The organism is Candidatus Binatia bacterium (assembly GCA_029243485.1).
Classification (GTDB): domain Bacteria; phylum Desulfobacterota; class Binatia; order UBA12015; family UBA12015; genus VGTG01.
In genome coordinates, this window is the sequence record JAQWRY010000047.1 from 113,228 (window position 1) to 135,871 (window position 22,644).

Consider the following 22,644-nt stretch of genomic DNA (forward strand, 5'->3'; position numbering starts at 1 on the left):
AGCGCACAATCAGTTATGAGTCGAAAAGGGCCGATCGAGGTAGAAAGAACGACGGAGCGCGCGCTGCTCGTCGGGCTCGAGACCCGGGCCAGCGAGGCTCTGCACCCGATCGACGAGTCCCTAGCCGAGCTCGGGCGCCTCTGTGAGACCGCCGGAGCCGTCGTCGTCGGCTCCACGACACAGCGGCGCAACATGCCCGACGTGCGGACCTTCATCGGGTCGGGCAAGGTCGCCGAGATCCGGGAGATGGTGCAGGAGCTCTGCGTCGACCTCTTGGTCTTCGACGACCCGCTCACTCCAGCCCAACAGCGCAACCTAGAGCGCGTCGTGGATCCGCGCACCTTCGGCGACCCGACCGTGCGGATCATCGACCGAAGTCAGATCATCCTCGACATCTTCGCGCAGCGCGCTCAGAGCATCGAGGGAAAACTGCAGGTCGAACTCGCGCAGCTCGAGTACCTCTTGCCGCGACTCACGCGGCACTGGACCCACTTGTCGCGCCAGCAGGGCGGCGGTGTCGGCACGCGTGGTCCCGGTGAGACGCAACTCGAGGTCGACCGCCGACGGCTCCGCGAACGTGTCGCGATGCTGCGCCGGCGACTTCGCGAGGTCGCGCGCACGCGAGACCTGCACCGCAAGGAGCGCGCGGAGGTCCCGTTCCCGACGATCGCCCTCGTCGGCTACACCAACGCCGGCAAGTCCACGCTGATGAACGCCCTGACGGGCGCGGATGTTCTGATCGACGACAAGCTCTTTGCCACTCTCGACCCGACGGTCCGACGTCTTGAACTCAAGCGAGCCGGTACGGCGCTTCTGAGCGACACCGTCGGGTTCATTCACAAGCTCCCCCACCAACTCGTCGAGGCGTTCAAGAGCACGCTCGAGGAGGTGCGCACGGCGGATCTTCTGCTCCACGTCGTCGACGGTTCGAATCCCGAGCGGGAGGTGCACCGCCGCGTCGTCGATGAGGTTCTCGAGGAGATCGACGTGCCCGACGCACCGACCGTGCTCGTGTGGAACAAGGCGGACCGACTCAGCGAGGCAGACCGTGCCGGAGTCGCCCACGAGGTCGAGCGAACCGGTGGAGTCCTCGCGTCGGCTCAAACCGGGGACGGGCTCCCAGACGTTCTCGCGGCGATCGATACGCACCTCGCCAAACGCGCGCAGCAGGTCGAGTTCTGGATCCCCTTCGGACGGGGAGAGATCCTCGCACGCGTTCACCGCGAAGGTAGGGTCCTCGAGCGCCAAGACGAGGAGACCGGCACGCGCGTTACCGCCCTGGTGACCCACAAACTCGCCGGCCAGATCGAGAAACAGCTTGGGGACGTTGTATGCTCAACGCCCTGAACGTCCCGAACGCGCTCACGATGCTTCGGATCGCCGCGATCCCGGCGATCCTGATCGCGCTCGACTCCGGGAGCTTCGGACTGGCGTTCTTCCTGTTCTTCGCAGCGGGCGTGACCGATGGCCTGGACGGCTTCATCGCGCGTTACACAGATACGCGCACGGAACTCGGTGCGTACCTGGATCCGCTCGCCGACAAGGGGCTCGTCATCACGCTTCTGGTGAAGCTCTCGCTCGTCGGTGTGGTTCCGTTCTGGGTCCTCACGATCATTCTGACGCGCGACATCGTGTGCCTGACGGGCTACCTGACGCTGTTCTTCGTCACCGGCGAAACGATCGCGATCGAGCCAAGCCGGACCGGCAAGTGGGCGACCTTCTTCCAGATCGGCGGCCTGGGCGTCTGCCTCTTCCTCTTGTGGTATCCCGGCTTCCCGGTTCCCTGGCTCGGCGAGGTCCTGCTAGCGGTCGCCGCGGCCCTGACGGCCCTCGCCGGCGGTCAGTACGTCTGGCGTGGCCTGACCTGGTACCAGGCGCGGCCCGCATGAGGCACGCGTATCGCCGGGCCGCCGCGGCGGGGCTCTTCGCACTGCTCTGGGTCTCACCGACGGCTCAGGCCGAGGAGGGGGCCTCGGCTCTGGCGAAGGCCCGGACCCTCGCGCGAACGGAGCGGTCCTGGAAGGACCGCAGTCAGGTGCTGGCGCTCAGGATCGTCGACGAGCGCGGCAACGAACGCCTGCGGAAGATGAAGATGTTCACACGGCGTGAGCCAGACGGGGCCGAGAAGAGTCTCGGCGTCTTCCTCGAACCTCCGGAGGTCCGCGGGACGGCCTTTTTGCAGCACATTCCGAAGGCGGGCCCCTCGACGCAGTGGCTCTACCTCCCCGAGCTCGGACGGGTTCGGCAGATCAGCGCCCGCGCTCGCCGCAAGAGCTTCATGGGCACGGACTTCTCGTACGACGACCTGGAGATCCTCGAGAACGTCCTCCTGTGGACTGACGCCGACGCCACAGCTTCCCCGCTCGAGACCCCGGCCGAGAAGAAGCGACCCGGTCGTGTGTGGTTCAACCTGCGCCTGCAGGGCGACGATCCCAGCTACGACCGCCTGGCGGTCGAACTCTCGGAACCAGATCTGCTGCTCCGCTCGATGGAGATGTACGTGGCTGGCGATGCGCCGACCAAGATCCTGACATTCGAGGACATTAGGGACGTAGGCGGAATTCCGTCCGCGTTCCGTCTCGAGCTGCGCCAGCCCGAGCCCGGTACGCACACGACCGTCGACATCTCCGATGTCGAGTACGATGGTGGAATCGACGACGTCGTGTTCACCAAGCGCGCGCTCGGGCGCGGCCTCGATCATGTCGACTGAGCGCAGTACCAAGACGAGTCGTCCGAGGAGCCCTTTCGACGCAAGAGGCCTCGCGCGCCTGGCACGCCGCGCCGGCGCCATCGCGATCGACAACGCAGCGACGACTTCGGGGACCCGTCCACCGGCCGAACGGGTGACGCGTGCCATCGAATCGTGGATCTCCCGCGAAGCTCAAACCAGCCAGCCACGAACGCGGGTGGCGCTCACTCACGAGACCGGCCCCCTCCCCAAGGCCGACTGGGTCTTGTCGGTCGATGCGATCGACGGGCTCGACGCATACCTCGCGGGCCTGCCCACGTGGGCCGTCTCGTTGGGCCTGTTGTATCGGGGCGAACCGTTCTCTGCGGCCGTCTACGCACCCGCGCTCCGCGATCTCTATGTCGCGAGTTCCGGAACCCTCCGATGGCAGGGGCGCGCCGTCACTGCGGATGCCACGAAGGAGCCCTCGCGCTTCGTGCTCGGGACCGGGCTCGAGAAGCGTTCGATCCTCCGACTGCGGCGACGCCGCGAGGCCGAAGGTCCGATTTTTTACCATGCGTGCCTGGTCGCACGGGGCGCCGCGGAAGGCGCCGTGCTCGGGCGTCTCAATCACCGCCAGGCGGCAACGCTGGCCGCGCTTCTTGGGCCGGTCGGGGGCGAACTCGTGTCCGTGCGCACCGGCAAGCCGCTCGACCTCACGAGCCTGCTCCTCGGTCGGTCGACGCGCGACCCCATCCTTGCAACTGGGGCCGGTCGGGCCGAGGCGCTCTTCAGCCGGCTGAAGAAGTAGCGGTCCACGGCAGTTCGACCCGCCCGTAAGCGGTACGACAGGGCGGGCCGTGCGCGTACAGGAAGGAGAGGGCGCCCACGTCGTCCATCAAGACCAGGCTCGACGACCGTGTCCCGTAGGTCGGCGTGTGGATGCAAAGCTGGTCGGTCGGCTTGCGGTCGTCGAGGGCGATCTGGTGGTCCGCGAGGATGAGATGGAGTTCGTCGACCAGCTTCGCGCGATCCGGGCGTGCCGCGTGCAGCGGTACTAGCTCGGCAAAGCGGTGCGTCGACCGCGAAATACGCTCACACTCGATGTCGTTCAGGTCGAGATTCGTGAGCAGGTGCAGTCCGGGTGTCAGCTGCTCGATCGTAATCTTGCCGCCCCGGTTTTGCGCGACGTGGGCGTGGTGTTGATCGGCGATCAAGAGGTTGAACGGGTTGTATTCCTCGGGATTCTGCACGCGGAGGAGAGCCAGCGCCTCGGGCAACGACGCCGTCTCGGCGAGCGCAACGCAGAGTGTGCCCCGCGAGAGGCAGGAAGGATCCGGCGCCTTCTCCGATCGGCGATTGAGAACGCCCACGACGAGCCCACTGCGGCCCACGGCGAGCCAGGTCCCCCCGGCGCAAAGATCGCGCCCCCCGAAGGCGGCGCCGTCCCCCAGGATCTCCGGCGGGACGGCCGGCCGGTCGAAGAACTCGTCCCGATTCGCCGCGACCACCAGTGGGAGGTCACTCCAGGCGTCCGTATAGACCGCGAGCGTGCACACGATTGTCGATAATAGCGTAGTGGGAACCGCGTTGTCTTGCTCTAAAGCCTGTGTTTTAGTTGGTTTTTCCGCGAGGTTCCCATGTTCGACTCCATCGAAGAAGTCATCGAGCAATTCGCCGAGCGCAAGTACATTTGCAATCGAGCGATCGCGACCGTCGTGTATCTCGCGACGAAGATGCACAAGCCCATCCTGGTCGAAGGCCCTGCTGGTGTCGGCAAGACCGAGCTCGCCAAGGTCGTATCGGCCTGCCTCGGACAGAAGCTCATCCGTCTGCAGTGCTATGAGGGTCTAGATGAAGCGAAGGCTCTGTACGAGTGGGAGTACGGCAAGCAGCTGCTCTACACGCAGATCCTCAAGGACAAAATCAGCGAAGTTCTCGCCGGCACGAACACCCTGGAAGAAGCCGTCGATCGCATCGCCGATCAAGACGGAGTATTCTTCTCGGAACGCTTCATTCTGCCGCGCCCGTTGCTCCAGGCGATCACCTCCGACGAGCCCGTCACCCTCCTGATCGACGAGATCGACAAATCGGATTCGGAGTTCGAGGCCTTCCTGCTCGAGATCCTGAGCGACTACCAGGTCAGTGTTCCCGAACTCGGCACCATCGAAGCCAAGAACCTGCCCGTCGTCCTCCTAACCAGCAACAACTCGCGCGAGATGTCCGACGCGCTGAAGCGACGCTGCCTGCACCTCTTCATCGACTTCCCGGACACCGAGCACGAGCACAGGATCGTGCGTCTCAAGGTCCCCGAGGTCCCCGAGGCGCTGGCCTCCGAAGTCGTCGCGCTCGTACAGAGAGTGCGCCGGCTCGACCTGAAGAAGTCCCCGAGCATCAGCGAGACCCTCGACTGGGCCCGCGCGCTCGCACTCCTCAACGTGGAGACCCTCGGCGACGAGGCCGTGCGCGACACTCTGAGTGCGATCTTCAAGTACGAGACCGACATGCGAAAAGCGGAGAAGGAACTTCGCGAACACGTCTCGCGTCAGCGCGCCCGCCAGACCGAGAGTGACAAAGGAGACAAAGGCGGCGAGGGCGGCGGCAACAACGAGGGCGTGCTGCACTGAGCCGTAGGGCTGAGCGCCTTCGTGCTCCGCCCGCGGATCGTTTCGGAGAGATCCTGTGGAAGCCCGCATTCTCGAATTCGGCGCTCTCTTACGCCACCACGGAATCCGCCTCTCCACCTCGGAGACGCTCGACGCGCTGAACGCGCTCCAAGGTACGGGGCTCGCCTCGCGTGAACTCGTGAAAGAGGTCCTTCGCGCCACGATGGTGAAGCGCTCGACTGATCTTACGACGTTCGACGAGCTCTTCGACCTGTTCTTCTCGGGACTCGGCGCCGCGATAAAAGAGGTCGGCGAAGAGGGCGGCCAGAAGGTCGCCGAATCGGCTGCCGACTACCAAGATCTGCTCGATCAGCTGAAGAACCTGCTTGAAGAAAACGACCGCGAACTCTCCGAGATCGCCGAAGCGTTGATGCAACACGACGACGGAACGCTCGAGCAGAAGATCCGCGAAGCCATGGAGCAGGCCAAGGGCGAGGGCGGAGAAGGGCGGACCCGCGAGGGGCGCCTCGGGCACGCACTCGGCGAGCAAATGGGCCTCTCCGACATCGCGCGCGAGTTGGGGCAGCTCTCTGAAGAGTTGGAAGGCATGGGGCTAGACCCCGAGATGGCGGCGAAGCTTCGCGAACTCATCCGCCAGCGGCTCGCTGATCTCGCCGACATGATGAAGCGCGCGGCCAAGCTGGAAACCGCACGCGAAGAGAAACGCCCCGGTGACGAGACCCGCCTCGGCGAACTCGGCGAAAAGAGCTTCTACTATCTCAGCGAAGATGAGATCCGCCGTATGAAGGAGGCGGTGGCACGGCTCGCGCAGCGACTGAAGAACGTCGTTTCCATCAAACGCTCACGCGCCAAGCGCGGAACGTTCGATCTCCAGCGCACGCTCCGACACAATACCCAGTTCGGCGGCGTACCGTTCGACGTCCAGTTCGACCGGCGCAAGAAGCACAAGCCGCAGATCGTCGTGCTCTGCGACGTCTCCGACTCGGTGCGCAACGTGTCGCGCTTCATGCTGCAGTTCGTGTATTCGCTGCAGGATCTTTACTCGAAAGTCCGGAGCTTCATCTTCGTTGCCGACATCGGCGAAGTAACGCGCCTGTTCGAGGACCTCGAGATCAACGAGGCCGTCGATCAGGCGCTGCGTGGCGACGTGATCAACGTGTTCGCGCATTCCGACTTCGGGCGCGCGTTCAAGTCGTTTCACACCGACAATCTCTCGATCATCAATCGCCGCACGACGGTGATCATCCTCGGCGACGCCCGGAACAACTACAATCTGCCTCACGAATGGGCCATTCGGGACATTCAGCAGCGCGCCAAGCAGGTCTTGTGGCTCAACCCCGAGAGCCAGAACACGTGGGGTTTCGGCGACAGCGAAATGGACCGGTACGGGCCGTTTTGCGACTTCGTCGAGGAATGCCGCAACCTGAATCAGCTCTACCGCGTGATCGATCGCCTCTTGGTCTCCTGACGGGCTCCAGCCGTTGACCGCGCGCGGACCGCTGGGTAGGAAAGGGGCCACAGGGCCAACGGCATGAATCCTGCAGACAGCATAAAAATGAGTGTGGACGGACTCACGCTCGACCCGGCGACGAAAACGCCGATCCTGGTGCTGCGCGACGCCGACAACAAAATCAGTCTCCCCATCTGGATCGGCCTCCTCGAGGCCACCGCCATTGCGACGGAGCTCGAGAACATCGAGATGGCCCGGCCCATGACCCATGATCTCCTTCAGACGATCATTGGCGACCTCACGGGCTCGGTCGAAGCTGTCGAGGTGAGTGCCCTAAAGGAGAACACCTTCTACGCGACGATCCACCTGAAAGCCGGCGATCGCGAACTGCAGATCGACTCACGCCCGAGCGACGCTCTGGCGCTGGCGATTCGCGCGAAGTGCCCGATCTACGTCGCCAAGAAAGTACTCGAACAATCGAGCATCCTGCAGCAAAAGCAGGACGACGGACAGGAACAGAATCTTTCGAACGTGTCTCCGGAAAAGTGGGCCGACATTCTCGACCGCATGACGCCGGACGACTTCAAGTACAAGATGTGATGCAGCGCCTGAGAGAGAGCGATCTCTCACACCAAGCTGCCCAGACGAGGAAGTATAGAACATGAGCGCGCGGGCGAAGAAACTCACCCAGAAGGAACTGAAGCAGCCGGACGAGTTCGTCACGGCTTCCGGCAAGGTCGTCCAGTGGGCGAAGGAGAACCAATCGACCGTTCAGTACGGCGCGATCGGTCTCGTTGCCCTCCTCATTCTGATCAGCCTCGCGGGCTGGTGGAACTCGTCGCGTAACGCGAGCGCCAACCAGCAGTTCTATTCGGCGATCGAACTGTATCAAGCAGATCAGTGGCAGGAGGCCTACGACGGTTTTTCCGCGCTCGCCGGAAGCCTTGGTGGCACCGACTACGGGCGACTCGCGACGTTGTACGCCGGACGCGCAGCGCTCCAGCTCGACAAGCCAGACGAAGCGATCAAGTTTTACAAGGAGTATCTCGGAGGCTCCACGACCGTCTCGCTCGAGCAGTTGGCGCGCCTGAACCTCGGCCGTGCACTGGCCAAGAAAGGCGATACCGCCGGAGCCAAGAGCGAGCTCGACAGCGCGCTCAGTCTCTCTGGGCCGGCCAAGCCAGAGGTCACGCTCGAGCTCGCAGCCGTCGAAGAATCCGTGGGCGCGAAGGACCGTGCGCTCGACCTCTACGCTGCGTACCTGAACGACAATCCGCAGGCGCCGGCCAAGGAATTCGCACGCGCCCGGATCATGGCGTTGGGCGGAGAGCTTCCGGCACCGGCGAACCCGGGTTTCGGCGGGATCAACCCGCTGCAATTCCAGACGCAGTAGCGACGGACACGTGCCGGCTCCGCGCCGGCGAAGGTCGACGGAGACTGACGCCAGCTGGCCACAAAGGCACCCGGAATTCGATGTGTGACCTACGGCAAGCCACCTGAGCCGCGGGGAACCATCCTCATCTCGATCGATACCCTGCGCGCCGACCATCTCGCGGGGCCTACGGATACGGGCGGGATACGAGCCCACAATTCGATGCTCTGGCGAAGGAGGGCTCGACACCTTGGGCGACCGGGTCCGCCCGCTGCCCGTCATAGGCCGCGCTTCGAAGCCGAGGAGGACCTCTCTCGGACACAACGCGGAGATTGAGAAGGGCCCTTCTTTTGGGCCTTTTTCATCTGGCGTAATGTCCGATAAGATAGATTATGACAAATAGATAAATCTGCATGAGGCCACCCGGCCTCTTGCCGGCAGAAGCGCTCCAGAACCGGCCCCATCGTGCCGAAGCCTCTGTCAGGTGCAGGAGAACGTCTACGAGAGCGTCACGGAGCGACCAACTCGTTCGAGAGACGCCGTGCGGCTGGCGCTGCTGGCGCTGATCGTCCTGGGCGGCGTCGGCGTAAAGCTCGCGGCGTGGCCGGCGCCGGTGGGACATCACGCGCTCGACGGCAGCAATTACTATCAAGTCGCCGGCCACGTGGCGGCTGGCGACGGACTCCAGACCCGGCTCTCGCTCTACCATCAGGGATTCCAGTCGTTCCCGCACGCGAGCAACATCTATCCGCTGTGGCCGCTGCTTCTCGGGCACACGGCTCGGATCGTAGACCTGGCGACCGCAGCCGTTGCGCTGCCGGTCGCGCTGTACGGGCTCTCGCTCGTTTTATTGTACGGGCTCGCGAATCGATTGGCCGTGGCGTTTTCGGGCGGAAACGACGTTTCGTGGTCGCGTGCACCGAACCTGACCGTGGGGCACGTGGCGGCGCTTCTCTTCGCGTTGAATCCGGTGTTCTTCCGACACACGTCACTGCCGTACGCCGAAGGTTTGGTATACGCGACGACGTTCGCGAGCCTCCTTGCGGTCGATAAGACGCGAGAACGCGCATCGCTCTCGTGGGCATTCATCGCCGGCGTGCTTGCCGGATGCGCTTTTCTGTCGCGACCGCAGCTGCTGCCGCTTGCGTTGGCTGTGCCCGCCAGCGTGTTCGTGACGGCGCACGATGCCCGAGATCTTCGAGCGTCCGCCGTAGCCTTGCTCTCCGCGGGTTCCGTCGTCGCGCTTTGGGCGTGGCATCTGAGCGGTTTCGTCGTTCCGTTCTCACCGCTTGTATTGCTCGACTACGCATCGTATCGCGAGACAGACGGGCTTGCGCCGTTCCCGATCACACTCGGTGCCGAGAGCTGGACTGCCTACCTGTCGGATCGACTCACCGGGTTCGTCGCCGCGTTCGACCCCACGCACCCCAATGCGTATGCGCGTTCGTTCGGGGCTGCGGTCTACCTCGTTCCGCTCGCGCTGGTCGTGGTTGCGCTCCGTGCGCCGACGTTGCGCGCGTTCTGGAGTTGGCTCCGTGCGAAAGAGTCGCGTACGGTCGTGGCCACGCTTGCAACTGGCGTCGGCGCACTTGCTGCGGTGCACGTCCATCACGGCACGCTCATCTGGGAATGGTGGTTTCATTGGCGGCACGGGCTGCCGATGATCCTTCCCATCACGCTGGCTCTCGCGCTGTTGCTCACCAGTGCGCCAGGCTGGCTTCGGGCCGTTTCCGTCGTGCTCATCGCCGGGAGCCTCGTCACCGGTGCCGTCGCCGTACACGACAATGCCGTGTTCCTGCGTTTCGCGACGGCCGGACCTTCCGAAGACGAACGTGCGCTCGTGCGCTGGGCCGATGAGAGCGAGGAGCCCGTTCGGCTCGTGAGCACGAAGGCGCAAGCGCTCGCCGCGTTCTCGACCCGTGCCGGGTTCCATTGGACAGTCTGCGGCGACGATCCGAGGCAAACCGCGCGGCTCCTGAGTGCTGCCGGAGCCGATTACCTCGTCGTGTATCCCGGCGAAGAGAACTGCCGGGCGATTCGCGCGCTGCTGCCGGAACTGCGACCTGTCGAGGCTTTCGGAGACCTGCGAGTGCTGGCTCCGCCGTCCGTCGCGCGCACGAGAGAGCCTCAGGTGAGCGGCGGCTCGCCCTCTTCCTTGACCGGCTGATCGTCGTCCGCCAGCTGCGTCGTCCGCAGTTCGGACGGCGGGTCTTCTGCGATCGTCTCGCGGATGCGTCGGGCATCTTCCGGCATCAGGCGCGCGTGTGCCGTTCGCGCGCGCTTGTCGTTCGGATCCATCTGCAGCAGGAGCTCGAGGTATTCGCGGGCCGCCAGCGGCCGTTCGTCGTGCAGCGCGATCTCTGCAAGAAGCCGGAGCACATCGCAGTCGTCCGGAGCGACCTCTCGTGCGCGCGTGAGATAGTACCTCGCCTCGTCTCGCTGCCGGCTTCGATAGTACAGTCGGCCGAGGCCCTTGAGAGCGTGCTCGTTCAGGGGCGATAAGCGAAGCGCTTCCTCGAACTGGCCGAGGGCGCCCTTCATGCGACCGGCGCGCATCATGTCGCGCGCCATCCGCACGAGGTTCTGGCTTTCCTCGGCGAACTCGCGAACATCAGCCTCGACGCGCAGAACGGAATCGTCCACCTCGACTTGCTTCAGCTTGGCGTGCGGCCCGAGGTAGTTCTTGAGCAGCTCGAGACAGCGCTCGGGCTCCAGCGCGCCGAGAAAGACCAGTCCGAGAGCGTCGTTCTTGTGATCCTCTCGGTGGATCTCGAGGTAGACGCGGCGTCTCATACGCGCTCCAGCGGATCGTACAGCTTGCGGTACTCTTCGAGAGCGAAGCGGTCGGTCATGCCGGCGACGTAGTCGGCAATCACGCGCGGCGGATCACTGCCATTCGCGATCTGCTCGTAGACATGTTCGGGCATCTGTCGCGGCTCCTCCAGGTAGCTCTCGAAGATTCCGGTCAGAACCGTTTTCGCTTTCACCCCCATCCGCACCACCCGTACGTGCTTGTAAAGGTTCTCCATCAAGAAGTCCTTGAGTTCGCGGATTTTCGGCGCCATGTCGTCGCTGTACCGCGCGAGTCGCGGGCGAACGTGCCGCAGATCGTCGATGGTCTGCACTTTGTGATCCATGATCCCCTGCCCCACGGTCGTGACGAGGTCGGAAACCATCGCATCGAGAACGCGACGAACCGTCTGGTAGCGCAGGATCGAGAACGGTGCGTCCGGCGAACGATCGATGGCCTTCGCATAAGCTTCGCGCCACAACGCGACGTCTGCCATTCGATTGGCATCGAGCATCCCGCTTTGAACGCCGTCGTCGATGTCGTGGCAGTTGTACGCGATCTCGTCGGCGAAATCCGCGACCTGTGCTTCCAGCGTGGGTGCGATCTCGGGATCGAACAGTTTCACCAGCGGTCGATCGTACTCCGACGAGTGCTTGACGATCCCCTCGCGCACTTCCCAAGTGAGGTTCAGCCCGGGGAACTCGGGGTAGCGCTCCTCGAGCTGTTCGACGATCCGAAGACTCTGCGCGTTGTGCTCGAAGCCGCCGTACGGCTCCATCAGAGCATCGAGCACATGCTCCCCCGCGTGACCGAACGGCGTGTGGCCCAGGTCGTGTGCAAGAACGATGGCCTCGGCCAGATCTTCGTTCAGTCGCAGGGACTTCGCGATGGTCCGGGTGACCTGCGCCGCCTCCATCGTGTGCGTCAGACGCGTGCGGTAGTAGTCGCCTTCGTGGTTCACGAAGACCTGCGTCTTGTATTCGAGGCGACGGAACGCAGTTGAGTGAATCACCCGATCGCGGTCGCGCTGGAACGCGGTGCGAAGGTCGTGCTCTGGCTCCGGATGCTTGCGACCGCGGCTGTCGGCGCTCCGCATCGCCCAGGACGCCAGCCAGACGTCCTCGTGGGTCTCGAGTTCCTGGCGGTTCACGCCCTCCCCCCGATGGGCCCGAAATCGGCCCTCCCCGTACGCCTCAGCTTCACCACACCCCTCCTTCGGTCGGCCACGGCCCACGCCGCCCTGCCGTAGCCGCTCACGTCCTCGGCCTGAGAACATTCTGGGCGAAAACAGGGGGGGGTAGCAAGGGCGGGTTCGACAAGGCTTGGTTTCCCTGTACTTGTCAGCAAGGTGGCTGCACGCCGGCTGTGCAGACCCTCTTGTCAGCACACGGTCACGAGTGGTCGCAGTGCCTCGACGTCGTCGACCTCCCCACCCTGGATCGTGTTGAGCGCAGGGAGAACCGCTACGCCGACAACCTTCCGCGGACGCTGAGCCGAGGCGGCTATCGGACCTGGCAGGGCGGCAAGCTCTGGGCCAGGCTCTTGTCCGAGGTCCGTTTCGATGAAGTCCTCGCAACTCGACGATCAATGGCGATATCTGCAGTTCGACGATGGCCGTGAGGAGCCTCGAACCGCGCTGATCTCAGGGCGCCGCGGGTTCGTCCGGCTTCACGTTCTGGCGTCCGCCCGGGAGGTACCGGTCGTAGGCCATCTCGCCCGCGGGCTTGGGCTCGAGACCCAAGGCCTTCGCCTGCTTCCGAGCGCTCTCGTTGGCCGCCTCGTCGTCCACGAGGCCGCCCGAGAAGACGACGTAGAGAACCATCACCGAGAAAACGGCGAGGACCACCCAGATGGTGCGCTGAACCCAGATCACGGTAGGTGAACCCTAGCAGCCGCGGCCAGAGCCTGCTCGGACGACACCCTCGACGGCCATCGGCCGTGCGTCGTCGGCTCTCTCGCCTGGGATACCGGGCCCGTCGTTCCTGTATCCCCTCGATCAGGCTACGCTCGCGAAATGGTCATCGACATGAGTCATCAGCCTCCCCCACAACGGCGCGACGCGATCGCGCGGGCCGGACTTGCAAGCCTGAAGGCCGTCGCCACGAGCGACGGCGAAATGACAGAGCGTGCGCGCGCCCTCCTGACCGCGGTGCGCGACCATCTCTTGAAAGTCGACCTCGACATCGACGCCACCGCACCGATCTCCGCGGTGGAGTTGGCCGCCGCCGTTCCCGAGACCGAGTGGCGCGAACGAATCCTGCGCGGGATGACGATGGTCGGCCTCGTCGATGGCGAACCGACCGAGCGGCGCCTCGCGATCCTGACCGAAACCGCGAACGAGCTCGGACTCGACCCCGCGCCCGTCAAGGCGTTTCGAGAGGTGCTGAACGAGAAGTTCCGTGCCGTCCAGATCGACGTGGCGCGACGCAGCTTCATTCCCAAGGCCGTAAACGGATACGTGAAGTCCGAGGGCATGAGCGGAATCCTCGACATCGTGAAGGGCGCGCTCGGTCATGAAGATGCGGCGCTCGCGGCGCGATACCATCAGCTCGACACGTACCCGGAAGGGACCTTCGGTCGTGCCTATGCGACCTTCATCGCGCGCAACCAGTTCTCCTACCCCGGCGAGCTCGGGGGGCCTCCCCCGCCCGTCATGCGCCATGACTGCTGCCACGTGCTCGGCGGCTACGGCACAACGCCAAGCGAGGAATGCGCCGTCGTCGCGTTCCAGGCCGGCTTCGAGAAGGCAGACCCCTTCTTCATCCTGCTCTTCGCGCTCGCGCAATTCGAGCTCGGCATCGGCTCGAGTCCATTCCTGCCCGGAATGAAGCGCCAGGTCGATCCCGATTCGCTGCTCGCCGGGCTCGAGCATGGCTCCCACGTCAACCGCGACCTGATCGGAGACACGACGTGGGACCCGTGGGATCACTTCGTAGCGCCGATCGCGGAGGTCCGCGCCAAGCTGGACTTACCCGTGCGCGGACGCGAACCGGAGTACCCGCCCCTCGAAGACTGAGGCGACGCGGTGAGCCGGGCCGGGGATCTCGGCGGTCCCGCACTGCCGGGATCCCGTTGGACCACCCCTGCCCTAGTTGCGGTCCGTCACCGCAAGCGACTACGATCCCTCTCATGAACGCCGTCGTCGAGAGTGTATTCGGTTCCCTCCTGGGCGTGCACCAGTGGCTGTACGAGAACACCGACGGGAGGGTCGGTGCGAGCCTCGGAGGGCGTCCGATGTTGCTCCTCCGGACGGTTGGGCGACGCACACGCGAGCCCCGAACCGCCGCGCTTCTCTATGTGCGCGATGGAGATGCCTACGTGGTGGTCGCCTCGAAGGGCGGCGCGCCACAGCACCCGGGGTGGTTTCACAACTTGAAGGCGGAGCCCGACGTCGAAATCCAGGTCGGTCGCGAGCGCATCGTCGTACGCGCCCGGGTGAGCGAGGGCGAAGAGCGATCTCGCCTGTGGGATCGGGCGGACGAAGTGAATCAGGGGCAGTACGCCAACTACCAATCCCGCACGAAACGCCCGATACCGGTCATCGTCCTCGACCCGCGCTGAGCAAGAGCCGCCCCACACCACCGCCTGGCGTCACGGGCCTACGGAATCCCGCGGACTTCGGCGCGGAGCTCTCGTATCGGTTCTAGAGCCTCGCCGGCACAGCCCCTGTTGACGGTCGGCAGCTAAGTTCGATACTCCCGAGGTTCCAATGCCGATCGGGATTCGTCGCCTCGCCCCCGCCAGCATCGCCATGTTCGCGGCGCTCTTGCTCGCCTGTGGTTCGGGCTCCGGAGGTTCCCAGACGAGCACTTCGGCCGCGCCGCAACCGACACCGGCCGCCACCCCGGCTGCGCCCACCGGCGAGACCCTCGGGTTCGTCATCTCGTCCTTCGGATACCTGTACCCCCAGCACGACGGGGAGGTCTGCCCGCTCGGCTTCAACTGGGCGCCCGGTGAGTTCGCGAACGACGGCCAACCCATCGAGGATGACTGCCTCGATCCCGAAGCCGGCTTCGACCCACGATTTCAATCTCTTCTCGCTGACGGAAGCGGCCTCGGCTTCGATCTCGATGGCCACTCGTCTTCGGCGAACGCGCCGGCGGCAGGCGAATGCGCCCATGATGACTTCAGCGGACCGGGCGGTGAGAGTGGGTACGACTTCAACCTCTGGCGGGTTCTCGGCTGCATTCGTGGTCATCAGCCCGGGGAGATCGCGGACACCATCGTGGACAACTCGGTGCGCGACGGCTCGAGCACGATCCTGATCGAGGTCTCGGGAGTCGACGACGTCGAGAACGACGAGTCGGTGACCGTCCGGGTTTTTGCCAGCACCGACGCGCCGGCTACGGCAGCCGACGGAAGCCTCCTTCCCTTCGGGACGCTCTCGACGCATGCAGACGCGCGCTACCACGGGACAGTGGCCTCGGGCGCGATCGTCGACGGCGTCGTCACCGCCGGCCCCACCGACTTCCGCTGGCGCTTGAACATCCAGATCGTCGAGACGGACCTTTCGCTGAAGGACGCTTACGTCCGACTCGAGATCGGCGACGACGGAACCGCGAGCGGTCAATTCGTTGGCTACACGGGCATCGATGAGATGTACGAGATCTTCGGCAAGCAGGCGGGCCAGGCCGGAGCGGCCGCTCTGGGATACACCTGTACGGGCCTGTGGTCCGCTCTCCAGCACAACGCCGACGGTGACTACAACCCGGCCACCGGCACCTGCTCGTCCGTCTCCGCCGCGTATCGGTTCGAGGCCGTACCGGCCTTCGTGGCGAAGTGAGCGAGCGCATGACCTACGGCCGCGCAGCCCACGCCACAGTCCTGGTTCTGCTCCTCGCGCTCGCGAGCGCCTGCGGCGACAGCACGTCCAGCTCCTCTGGCGGTGCGCCCCCGACCGGCCCCGTGCCGGGACCCATGCCCACCAACGAGCCGGGACCGCCTCCCCTGCCCTTGCCTCCGACCGATCCCCCGACGGAGCCCGGTAGCGCGCTCGGCGGTCCTATCGCGATGCGAAGGCTCACCCAGGCACAGTACCGAGCAAGCATCCTCGACGTGCTCGGCGACGACCTGGTCCTCGCCGGGCGCATCGAACCCGACGCTCGTCGCGACGGGCTCCTCGCCATCGGCGCGACGTTCGTCGGCCTCACGGCCTCGGGACTCGAAGGCTACGACTCCATCGCTCGCAACGTCGCGGCGCAAGTAGTCGACGCGGGCCGCCGCGGCACGAACGTCCCTTGCACACCCGAATCCGCGACCGGCGTTGACGACGGCTGCGCTGCGCAGTTCATCGCTCAGGTGGGCCGACGCCTGTTCCGGCGGCCGCTCGACGAAGACGAGGTGACTGCCCGCGTCGCCGTCGCACGCGATGCCGCGGCCGATCTCGCGGACTTCTACGGTGGTCTGGAAGTCGCGCTCTCGACTCTACTGGTCTCTCCCGAGTTCCTCTTTCGGATCGAGCTGGACGAGGCCGCCGCGACCGCGGGAGGACGCCGCCTCACGAGCCTCTCGGTGGCTTCGAGGCTGAGCTACTTCCTGTGGAACACTACGCCGGATGAGGAGCTTCTCGCGGCCGCCGAAGCGGGCGACCTCACGGACGACGCCGGCCTCGCCACTCAAGTGGATCGGATGCTGGGCTCGCCGCGTCTCGAGGACAGTGTCCGCGCCCTGTTCTCCGACATGTACGGCCTCGACCTGATCGAGCAGGGACTCGTTCGCAAAGACCCCGCGATCTTTCCCGCGTTCAGCCAGGCCGTGATGCAGGACGCGCGCGAGCAGACACTCCGCGTGATCGTCGAACATCTCCTCGAAGAAGAACGCGACTACCGCGAACTCTTCATAACGAGAAACTCCTTCATGACCCGGGCGCTCGGCCTCGTCTACCGTGTGCCGGCAGCCTCTCCCGACGGATGGGAGCCCTACGTCTTTGCCGACGATAGCCGGCGCGCCGGGCTCCTCACACAAGTGAGTCTGCTCGCGCTTCACTCCCACCCCGGTCGCAGTTCGCCTACGCTTCGAGGGAAGTTCATTCGCGAAGTTCTGCTCTGCCAGGATGTGCCGCCGCCTCCAGGCGACCTCGACTTCTCGCTGTTCGCCGACGAGGCCGCCCTCAGCTCGAGCACCGCGCGACAACGCCTCGAAGCCCACCAGGCGAACCTGGCCTGCGCCGGGTGCCACAGCCTCATGGATCCGCTGGGCCTGGCGCTCGAGAATCTCGACGGCCTCGGCATCGAGCGCGACACCGAGAACGGCGAAGTGATCGACGCCTCGGGGGAACTCGGCGGGAATGCCTTCGATGGCCCGCCCGGGCTCGGTGTCGCTCTCGCCAGCGACCCGGCGCTCTCGGAGTGCTTCGTCCGGACGCTGTACCGCTACGCGACGGGGCGGGACGTGGCGGCAGAGGAAGACGAGCTCCTCGACTTCCTCACCCACAGCTTCGCGCACTCCGGCTACCGACTCCGCGACCTACTGCGGGAGATCGCCCTGAGCGAAGGCTTCCGCACCACCGAGGGCCCGCGCGCCGCCGAGGAGGACCAACCATGAAGCGCCGGATCAGCCGCAGAACCGTGCTGCGCGGGATGGCCAGCGGCGGCGCCGTCGCGATCGGCCTGCCTCTGTTCGACTACTTTCTGAACGACAACGGCACGGCGCTCGCCCAGGGCGGGCTTCTTCCCGTCCGGTTCGGCACGTGGTTCTGGGGTTGCGGCATCAATCCGGACCGCTGGATCCCCTCAAGCGAAGGCGCAGAGTACGACATCGCGCCCGAGCTCGCGGCCCTCGCCGACGTCAAGAGCCAAGTCAGCGTCCTTTCCGGTTTCAACACGATCCTCGACGGGCGCGCGAACTGGCCGCACTCCACCGGTGTGGCCGCAATGCTCACGGGCTCGACCCCCGAACAAGACGGCCAGTTCCCGGACACGACGCTGGACATCCAAATCGCACGCGAGATCGGCGGCGCCACGCGGTTTCGCTCTCTCGAGATGGCGGCCACGGGCAATCCGAGACAGAGCTACAGTCGCGAAGGCACCACGAGCACGAACCCGAGCACGGTCTCACCGCTTGAGATGTACACGCGGCTCTTCGGTCCCGGCTTCGTCGACCCCAACGACACCCAGCAAGCGCCGGATCCTCGGACCCTCCTACGACAGAGTGCCCTCTCCGTCGTGCAAGACGATGTGGCACGCCTCGAGAAGCTGCTGGGCAGCCACGACCGACAACGGCTGGATCAGTACTTCACGTCTCTCCGCCAACTCGAGCAGCAGATCGAGCTCTCTCTCAGCCCGCCGGAACTCGAGGGCTGCACGCGCCCCGACGAACCCCGCGGCGAGGAGCTTGGGACCGATCTTCCGCAGGCGGCCGCAACGCACCGCATGCTCACCGATCTACTCGTTTTCGGGCTTCTCTGCGATCAGACCCGGGTGTTCAACATGCTCTTTTCGTGGGGCCTCTCGGGGCTCCGTCAGCCGGGCAGTAGCGCCGCGCATCACGAGCTGACCCACGACGAGTTGGTCGACGCCGAACTCGGCTACCAACCCCAGGCCACTGCCTTCGCTCTCGCCTCGATGGATGCGTGGGCAGAATTCGTCCGTACCCTCGCCGCGACATCGGAGGGAGCCGGCACTCTGCTCGACAGCTGTCTCGTCCTCGGCCACTCGGAGAGCTCGTTCGCGAAGTCACACGACGTAACAGGCCTGCCCGTGATGATCGCCGGTCGCGCCGGCGGCGCCCTTCGGCCCGGCATTCACGTACGAGGCAACGGCGAGCCCGTGACCCGCATCGGACTCACGGTGCAGCAGGTCATGGGGCTCCCGATCGAGGAATGGGGAACCCGCTCGATGCAGGTGAACCAACCGATCAGCGAGATCCTCGCCTGAGTCGACCGTCGTCCCCGGTACACGACGTCGCCACCGACCGAAGCCCCGCCTTCGATCGCAAGGTGAAAGTTCGCGTTGTAGCAGCTTCCCGCGCTCCCGTTCTCACCGCCCTGATCACATTGCTCCGCCACTGCGACGACGCCATCCCCGCACGTAGTCGTGAAGAGTTTCTTGCCCGTAAGGCCGTTGTTCGCGGCGAAGAGAAAACCGTTCGTCAACTCTACGGATCAAAGCAACGGCCTGTTGAACACGGCGACGATGACGCATGTCAGCATCATCCCGGGACTGCTCTTCAGAACGAAGTGATTGATCGAGATCCTGGTTCAGAGAAGTCCGGCGGATTCGAGCGCCGCGCGGGCCCGCTCGGCGAGAGCAGACGAAACCGACGACGGCCCCTGGGACGACTCCGCGGCGCCCTTTACCGCAGCGACAATCGGGCGAAGGAAGTCGGCGTCGCTCCACTGGTCCGGCGGCTGCGTGACGTGCACGTTGGTGCCCGCCCGGACGGCCTCGTCGCCCACCCTCTGGTAGGAGCCGTTTCGAGCAACGACCAGATCCAGGCTCGGGACCACGTAGATCCGCTGCGTGTGTAGGCCCTGCGCGGAGTACAGATCAGTCGGGAGACCCGGCTGTGTGCGGGTCCACCAATGATGCGAATAGAACTCCGCGCCCGGAAGGGGACGAGTCGATTCCTCCACCCAGGCACGGCTCACGACCTGCTCCCCCTGCCACTCGCCGCCGCGCGCGAACAACAGCCCGAAACGGGCGAAGTCGCGCGTCGTCGCGTCGATGCAGCAATACCCCATCGTCTGGCCAGCTCCGTCCAACCACCAGTCGGCAGACATTCCGATGGGGCCGAACAACCGGTCCTGAGCGAAGTCGGCCTGGCTCCGGCCCACGGCCGCTGTGACGACCTCACCCAGGAGCATCGAGTTCGGGCTCGTGTAGTTGAACCGCTCGTGAGGCGGCGCGACGACGTCGAGATCGAGGGCCGCGGCAACCTGGTCCTCTTCGGCGATGTAGTACAGGGTCGAGCTCTCCCCCTCGTTCCAATCGAGCCCCGAGCGCATCTCCAGAAGCGCGCGAATCGTGATGTCTTCCTTCGCAGTGCCCTTCCAGCGCGTGATCAAGTCCGACACCGGGAGGTCGATACCCTCCAAAGCGCCCGAGTCGACCGCGATACCGATGGTTGCACTCGTGAAGCTCTTGGCGACCGACCAACTCGTGGCGAGCGTGCTCGCATCGGCTCCGTCACTGTAGCGCTCGGCGATCAGGTAGCCGTTCTTCACCACGACGACGCCTTGGGTCTCCTTGCCATCCTGAAAGGCGTAATCGAACGCCTGCTCAATCCCCGCCGCGTCCATACCCTGATCGGCGGGGGAGCTCTCTGTCCACTCGGAACCGGGAAACTCCAGGGCTTCGGTTGGAGATGCACTCGAGCCACCGCCGCTCGATCCACCACCACAGGAGAGGACGAGGAGAGGCGCGAGGGCGAAGAAGGCAGTCGACTTGCGCATCAGCGGAGCCTACCCCGCGAGATCATTCGATCGCTACCCGGTTCGGGGTGCGCTTTGCGAAGAAGCACACGAAAGTCGAAGGGTCGCTCTAGCCGACTAGCGGAACGCAGGAAGGACCTTCTCGCCGACGAGGCGAGTCGTCCGGAGATCGTCGACGCGCCCGAACATCGCGATGAACCCCGTGATGCCCGCCTCGAGGTATTCGTGCATCCGGTCGATCATGGCCTCTGGTGTTCCGACGAGGTGGCTCTTGGCCATCTCGTCGGGAGATCTTCCCCACGCCTTGGCGAGACGTTCGAGGCGCGCCTGTGCGCGGCTCGGGTCCTCGTCGATGACGACGTTGCCAAACCACGTTTTTTCGATCGCATTGATGTCAGTCCCTTCGCTCGAGCAGTGCGCGCGCAGGACCTCGATCTTGTTGCGAAGTTCGTCGACGGTTCCGCCGTGATTCCACATCTTCGCGTGCCGGGCGACGAGCTTAAGCAAGACTTTCTCGCCACCGCCTCCGATCAGGATGGGCGGGTGCGGCTGTTGGACCGGCCGCGGCTCCGCCCACGCGTCTTTCAATTTGTAGAAGCGTCCTTCGAAGGAGGGGTTCTCAGTCGTCCAAAGAAGCTTCTGGAGCCGAACCGCCTCGTCGAGCTGAGCCAGCCGCGTCCCGACAGACGGGAACTCGTACCCATAGCCGCGATACTCCTCTTCGAACCACCCGCAGCCGACCCCGTGGATGAAGCGTCCACCCGAGATCACGTCGATGGTTGCGGCCATCTTCGCTGCGAGTGCCGGGTTTCGGTACGAGTTGCACGCGACCAGAAGTCCCATGCGGATCCGCTCGGTCTCGCGCGCGAGCGCCGCGAGCAACATCCAGCCATCCATCTGGCTCTCCGAGCGGGCGCGGACGACCGAGTAGAAGTGATCGTCGAGCCAGATCGAGTCGAAGTCGAGACTATCCGCCGCCCGCCAATGCGCCGCGAGCGCGTCGTAGGTCGCGCCCTCCTGCGGCGTCTGGATACCGAAATGCAGTGGGATCGAGGCCATGAGCCTTCGTTATCCGAATCAGCCGGCATGATCGAGCGGAACCCGGAACCGAGTCGATGGATACGCGAGGCACTGGAGCCAGAAGTAGGCGCGTCGCAAGACACGAAACCGATCGGCGTTCTCGTTGATCAGAACGGGTCGGCAAGCCGGACCATACACGTTGCGGATCAGCGCCGTGATCTTCTCGCGGGCTGCCGCATCCGTCGCAAAAAGCTCCGAGCGGATCGGGCACACGACGCGGTGGTGGTACGTCACGAAGACGAACATCCCCATGGGAATCACTCGGTGCATCGTGTGCGGGAAGAGCTCGCACTCGATTGGCCTTCCCTCGTAGGCGGTACATTGTCTGTCGAAATGCGGGCAGACGCCGTTTTCCATCTTCAGATCCAGAAGCGGCCCGTCCTGCAAAATGCGAACGCGATTGGGAAACGGCTCGAAGGAGCGCCGCCGGGTCTCCCGCGTACCCGAGTTCGAGATTCTCTCTGAGGGGGGATCCGCACCGACTTTTTCGACAAGTGGAAGTTTCAGCGCCTGTTGGTGAGGCTTCCGGACTACTGAAGACCCCGAGCACATTCGCCTATCTCATTGGGTGGAGGCTCCAGAGTGAAGTGCTCCCGCTGGACTGGTCACGAATCGACTTCGAGACTCGCGAGGTCCGTCTCTGGCACAAGGACACCAAGAGCGGCGAGCCTCGGGGATTCCCCGAACTCAGGCCCCACGACTTCCGACGAACGGCCTGCCGAAAGCTGATGAAAGCCGGCGTGCCGGAGAAGAACTCCGAGAGGCCGCCAGCAAGATCAACCGCGCTTCAAGAGCAGAGGTTAGAAACTCGATTGGGCACCCCGATGGGCACCCAAGCGCCGAGGATGAGGACTCGCCACCAGCAAACCACTGAAAATACGTGCCCCCGGCGTGGCTCGAACACGCGACCTCAGGATTAGGAATCCTGCGCTCTATCCACCTGAGCTACGGGGGCTTTAGGTTTTTCAGTGAGTTACGCGGCCACGCTCCCCATCTGGATGCTGCATGTACGTCGTCAAAGACGTTTGGATCAGTGGGCCTGATTTATAAGGGACACTTCCGGCGCGTTTGCCCGCCTACGCGGCGCGTAGATTCTGTCGCTTACGACGGGCCATTGTCTTGTTCTTGATCTGTTCGCGGCGCGTCAGGATCGCGGTGCGCCGCCCATGATATGCATCGGCTGGAGTCACGTTGTCCAGTGACTCGTGGTAGCGGCGGTGGTTGTAGTGCTCGACGAAGCGACCGATCGCACGCTCCAGTTCCCACGGGCTGTAGTAGTTCTCGAG

General features: G+C 64.8%; 22 protein-coding genes and 1 tRNA gene. 14 read left to right on the forward strand and 9 right to left on the reverse strand.

Going from position 1 to position 22,644, the window contains the following annotated elements; all coding sequences use genetic code 11:
* The first annotated feature begins 15 nt into the window (after positions 1-15).
* The 4 genes from hflX to P8R42_13470 are packed head-to-tail and all read left to right on the forward strand — an operon-like array spanning position 16 to position 3,479.
* Positions 16-1,347 (forward strand): GTPase HflX, encoded by a 1,332-nt coding sequence (gene hflX / locus P8R42_13455; protein MDG2305622.1) that lies wholly within the window; start codon positions 16-18, stop codon positions 1,345-1,347.
* Positions 1,332-1,889 (forward strand): CDP-alcohol phosphatidyltransferase family protein, encoded by a 558-nt coding sequence (locus tag P8R42_13460; GenBank protein ID MDG2305623.1) that lies wholly within the window; start codon positions 1,332-1,334, stop codon positions 1,887-1,889. The genes hflX and P8R42_13460 overlap by 16 nt, the downstream gene beginning before the upstream one ends.
* Positions 1,886-2,710: an outer membrane lipoprotein-sorting protein gene (locus P8R42_13465; GenBank protein MDG2305624.1), complete on the forward strand. Its 825-nt coding sequence runs from the start codon at positions 1,886-1,888 to the stop codon at positions 2,708-2,710. Before P8R42_13460 ends, P8R42_13465 begins: the two co-directional genes overlap by 4 nt.
* Positions 2,700-3,479, forward strand: coding sequence for an inositol monophosphatase family protein (locus tag P8R42_13470; protein MDG2305625.1), 780 nt, complete (start codon positions 2,700-2,702; stop codon positions 3,477-3,479). The genes P8R42_13465 and P8R42_13470 overlap by 11 nt, the downstream gene beginning before the upstream one ends.
* On the opposite strand, the gene P8R42_13475 is transcribed toward P8R42_13470, so the two are convergent.
* Positions 3,460-4,227, reverse strand: coding sequence for an NRDE family protein (locus P8R42_13475; GenBank protein MDG2305626.1), 768 nt, complete (start codon positions 4,225-4,227; stop codon positions 3,460-3,462). The two genes, P8R42_13470 and P8R42_13475, sit on opposite strands and share 20 nt — an antisense overlap.
* Positions 4,228-4,308: 81 nt before the next feature.
* Here P8R42_13475 and P8R42_13480 point away from each other — a divergent pair, with 81 nt between their 5' ends.
* The 5 genes from P8R42_13480 to P8R42_13500 all read left to right on the forward strand — a co-directional run bounded on the left by P8R42_13480 (position 4,309) and on the right by P8R42_13500 (position 10,284).
* The gene (locus P8R42_13480) at positions 4,309-5,295 is read left to right on the forward strand and encodes a MoxR family ATPase (protein ID MDG2305627.1); all 987 of its coding nucleotides are present in this window, start codon (positions 4,309-4,311) and stop codon (positions 5,293-5,295) included.
* Positions 5,296-5,350: 55 nt separating this feature from the next.
* Positions 5,351-6,763, forward strand: a complete 1,413-nt coding sequence (locus tag P8R42_13485; GenBank protein MDG2305628.1) for a VWA domain-containing protein — start codon at positions 5,351-5,353, stop codon at positions 6,761-6,763.
* Positions 6,764-6,850: 87 nt separating this feature from the next.
* Complete coding sequence (locus P8R42_13490; GenBank protein MDG2305629.1) at positions 6,851-7,345, forward strand: bifunctional nuclease family protein; 495 nt, start codon at positions 6,851-6,853, stop codon at positions 7,343-7,345.
* A gap of 61 nt (positions 7,346-7,406) precedes the next feature.
* Entirely contained in the window at positions 7,407-8,138 is a 732-nt protein-coding gene (locus tag P8R42_13495; protein MDG2305630.1) for a tetratricopeptide repeat protein, read from the forward strand.
* A 520-nt stretch (positions 8,139-8,658) separates the two neighbouring features.
* On the forward strand, positions 8,659-10,284 hold the full coding sequence (locus tag P8R42_13500) for a hypothetical protein (GenBank protein MDG2305631.1): 1,626 nt from the start codon (positions 8,659-8,661) through the stop codon (positions 10,282-10,284).
* On the opposite strand, the gene P8R42_13505 is transcribed toward P8R42_13500, so the two are convergent.
* The 3 genes from P8R42_13505 to P8R42_13515 all read right to left on the reverse strand — a co-directional run bounded on the left by P8R42_13505 (position 10,245) and on the right by P8R42_13515 (position 12,781).
* A complete protein-coding gene (locus P8R42_13505; protein MDG2305632.1) occupies positions 10,245-10,910 on the reverse strand; it encodes a tetratricopeptide repeat protein in 666 nt (221 codons plus the stop codon). The two genes, P8R42_13500 and P8R42_13505, sit on opposite strands and share 40 nt — an antisense overlap.
* A complete protein-coding gene (locus tag P8R42_13510) occupies positions 10,907-12,058 on the reverse strand; it encodes a deoxyguanosinetriphosphate triphosphohydrolase (GenBank protein ID MDG2305633.1) in 1,152 nt (383 codons plus the stop codon). The genes P8R42_13505 and P8R42_13510 overlap by 4 nt, the downstream gene beginning before the upstream one ends.
* Positions 12,059-12,550: 492 nt before the next feature.
* A complete protein-coding gene (locus P8R42_13515) occupies positions 12,551-12,781 on the reverse strand; it encodes a hypothetical protein (GenBank protein ID MDG2305634.1) in 231 nt (76 codons plus the stop codon).
* Positions 12,782-12,922: 141 nt separating this feature from the next.
* Between P8R42_13515 and P8R42_13520 the strand changes: the two genes are divergently transcribed.
* The 5 genes from P8R42_13520 (at position 12,923) to P8R42_13540 (ending at position 18,782) form a co-directional block, all read left to right on the forward strand.
* On the forward strand, positions 12,923-13,924 hold the full coding sequence (locus P8R42_13520) for a hypothetical protein (protein ID MDG2305635.1): 1,002 nt from the start codon (positions 12,923-12,925) through the stop codon (positions 13,922-13,924).
* A gap of 113 nt (positions 13,925-14,037) precedes the next feature.
* Positions 14,038-14,469: a nitroreductase family deazaflavin-dependent oxidoreductase gene (locus P8R42_13525; protein ID MDG2305636.1), complete on the forward strand. Its 432-nt coding sequence runs from the start codon at positions 14,038-14,040 to the stop codon at positions 14,467-14,469.
* A gap of 148 nt (positions 14,470-14,617) precedes the next feature.
* The gene (locus P8R42_13530) at positions 14,618-15,691 is read left to right on the forward strand and encodes a hypothetical protein (GenBank protein MDG2305637.1); all 1,074 of its coding nucleotides are present in this window, start codon (positions 14,618-14,620) and stop codon (positions 15,689-15,691) included.
* 8 nt (positions 15,692-15,699) lie between these two features.
* On the forward strand, positions 15,700-17,451 hold the full coding sequence (locus tag P8R42_13535) for a DUF1592 domain-containing protein (protein MDG2305638.1): 1,752 nt from the start codon (positions 15,700-15,702) through the stop codon (positions 17,449-17,451).
* Entirely contained in the window at positions 17,448-18,782 is a 1,335-nt protein-coding gene (locus P8R42_13540; protein MDG2305639.1) for a DUF1552 domain-containing protein, read from the forward strand. The genes P8R42_13535 and P8R42_13540 overlap by 4 nt, the downstream gene beginning before the upstream one ends.
* 323 nt (positions 18,783-19,105) lie before the next feature.
* On the opposite strand, the gene P8R42_13545 is transcribed toward P8R42_13540, so the two are convergent.
* The 5 genes from P8R42_13545 to P8R42_13565 form a co-directional block, all read right to left on the reverse strand.
* The gene (locus tag P8R42_13545; protein MDG2305640.1) at positions 19,106-20,299 is read right to left on the reverse strand and encodes a serine hydrolase; all 1,194 of its coding nucleotides are present in this window, start codon (positions 20,297-20,299) and stop codon (positions 19,106-19,108) included.
* Between the two features lie 96 nt (positions 20,300-20,395).
* Positions 20,396-21,337: a TIGR03560 family F420-dependent LLM class oxidoreductase gene (locus P8R42_13550; GenBank protein MDG2305641.1), complete on the reverse strand. Its 942-nt coding sequence runs from the start codon at positions 21,335-21,337 to the stop codon at positions 20,396-20,398.
* Positions 21,338-21,355: 18 nt separating this feature from the next.
* Positions 21,356-21,715, reverse strand: a complete 360-nt coding sequence (locus P8R42_13555) for a hypothetical protein (GenBank protein ID MDG2305642.1) — start codon at positions 21,713-21,715, stop codon at positions 21,356-21,358.
* A 524-nt stretch (positions 21,716-22,239) separates the two neighbouring features.
* Positions 22,240-22,313, reverse strand: a tRNA-Arg gene (locus P8R42_13560).
* A 121-nt stretch (positions 22,314-22,434) separates the two neighbouring features.
* Positions 22,435-22,644, reverse strand: a 210-nt coding sequence (locus P8R42_13565; protein ID MDG2305643.1) for an integrase core domain-containing protein, incomplete at its 5' end; no start/stop codon positions are given.

Excerpts from the sequence above, each read along its gene's own strand:
- P8R42_13460 (MDG2305623.1), top strand. The coding sequence starts at position 1,332 with ATGCTCAACGCCCTGAACGTCCCGAACGCGCTCACGATGCTTCGGATC.
- P8R42_13535 (MDG2305638.1), top strand. The coding sequence starts at position 15,700 with ATGACCTACGGCCGCGCAGCCCACGCCACAGTCCTGGTTCTGCTCCTC.
- P8R42_13525 (MDG2305636.1), top strand. The coding sequence starts at position 14,038 with ATGAACGCCGTCGTCGAGAGTGTATTCGGTTCCCTCCTGGGCGTGCAC.
- P8R42_13470 (MDG2305625.1), top strand. The coding sequence starts at position 2,700 with ATGTCGACTGAGCGCAGTACCAAGACGAGTCGTCCGAGGAGCCCTTTC.
- P8R42_13490 (MDG2305629.1), top strand. The coding sequence starts at position 6,851 with ATGAGTGTGGACGGACTCACGCTCGACCCGGCGACGAAAACGCCGATC.
- P8R42_13495 (MDG2305630.1), top strand. The coding sequence starts at position 7,407 with ATGAGCGCGCGGGCGAAGAAACTCACCCAGAAGGAACTGAAGCAGCCG.
- P8R42_13465 (MDG2305624.1), top strand. The coding sequence starts at position 1,886 with ATGAGGCACGCGTATCGCCGGGCCGCCGCGGCGGGGCTCTTCGCACTG.
- P8R42_13480 (MDG2305627.1), top strand. The coding sequence starts at position 4,309 with ATGTTCGACTCCATCGAAGAAGTCATCGAGCAATTCGCCGAGCGCAAG.
- P8R42_13545 (MDG2305640.1), bottom strand. The coding sequence starts at position 20,299 with ATGCGCAAGTCGACTGCCTTCTTCGCCCTCGCGCCTCTCCTCGTCCTC.
- P8R42_13555 (MDG2305642.1), bottom strand. The coding sequence starts at position 21,715 with ATGGAAAACGGCGTCTGCCCGCATTTCGACAGACAATGTACCGCCTAC.
- P8R42_13505 (MDG2305632.1), bottom strand. The coding sequence starts at position 10,910 with ATGAGACGCCGCGTCTACCTCGAGATCCACCGAGAGGATCACAAGAAC.
- hflX (MDG2305622.1), top strand. The coding sequence starts at position 16 with ATGAGTCGAAAAGGGCCGATCGAGGTAGAAAGAACGACGGAGCGCGCG.
- P8R42_13520 (MDG2305635.1), top strand. The coding sequence starts at position 12,923 with ATGGTCATCGACATGAGTCATCAGCCTCCCCCACAACGGCGCGACGCG.
- P8R42_13540 (MDG2305639.1), top strand. The coding sequence starts at position 17,448 with ATGAAGCGCCGGATCAGCCGCAGAACCGTGCTGCGCGGGATGGCCAGC.
- P8R42_13550 (MDG2305641.1), bottom strand. The coding sequence starts at position 21,337 with ATGGCCTCGATCCCACTGCATTTCGGTATCCAGACGCCGCAGGAGGGC.
- P8R42_13530 (MDG2305637.1), top strand. The coding sequence starts at position 14,618 with ATGCCGATCGGGATTCGTCGCCTCGCCCCCGCCAGCATCGCCATGTTC.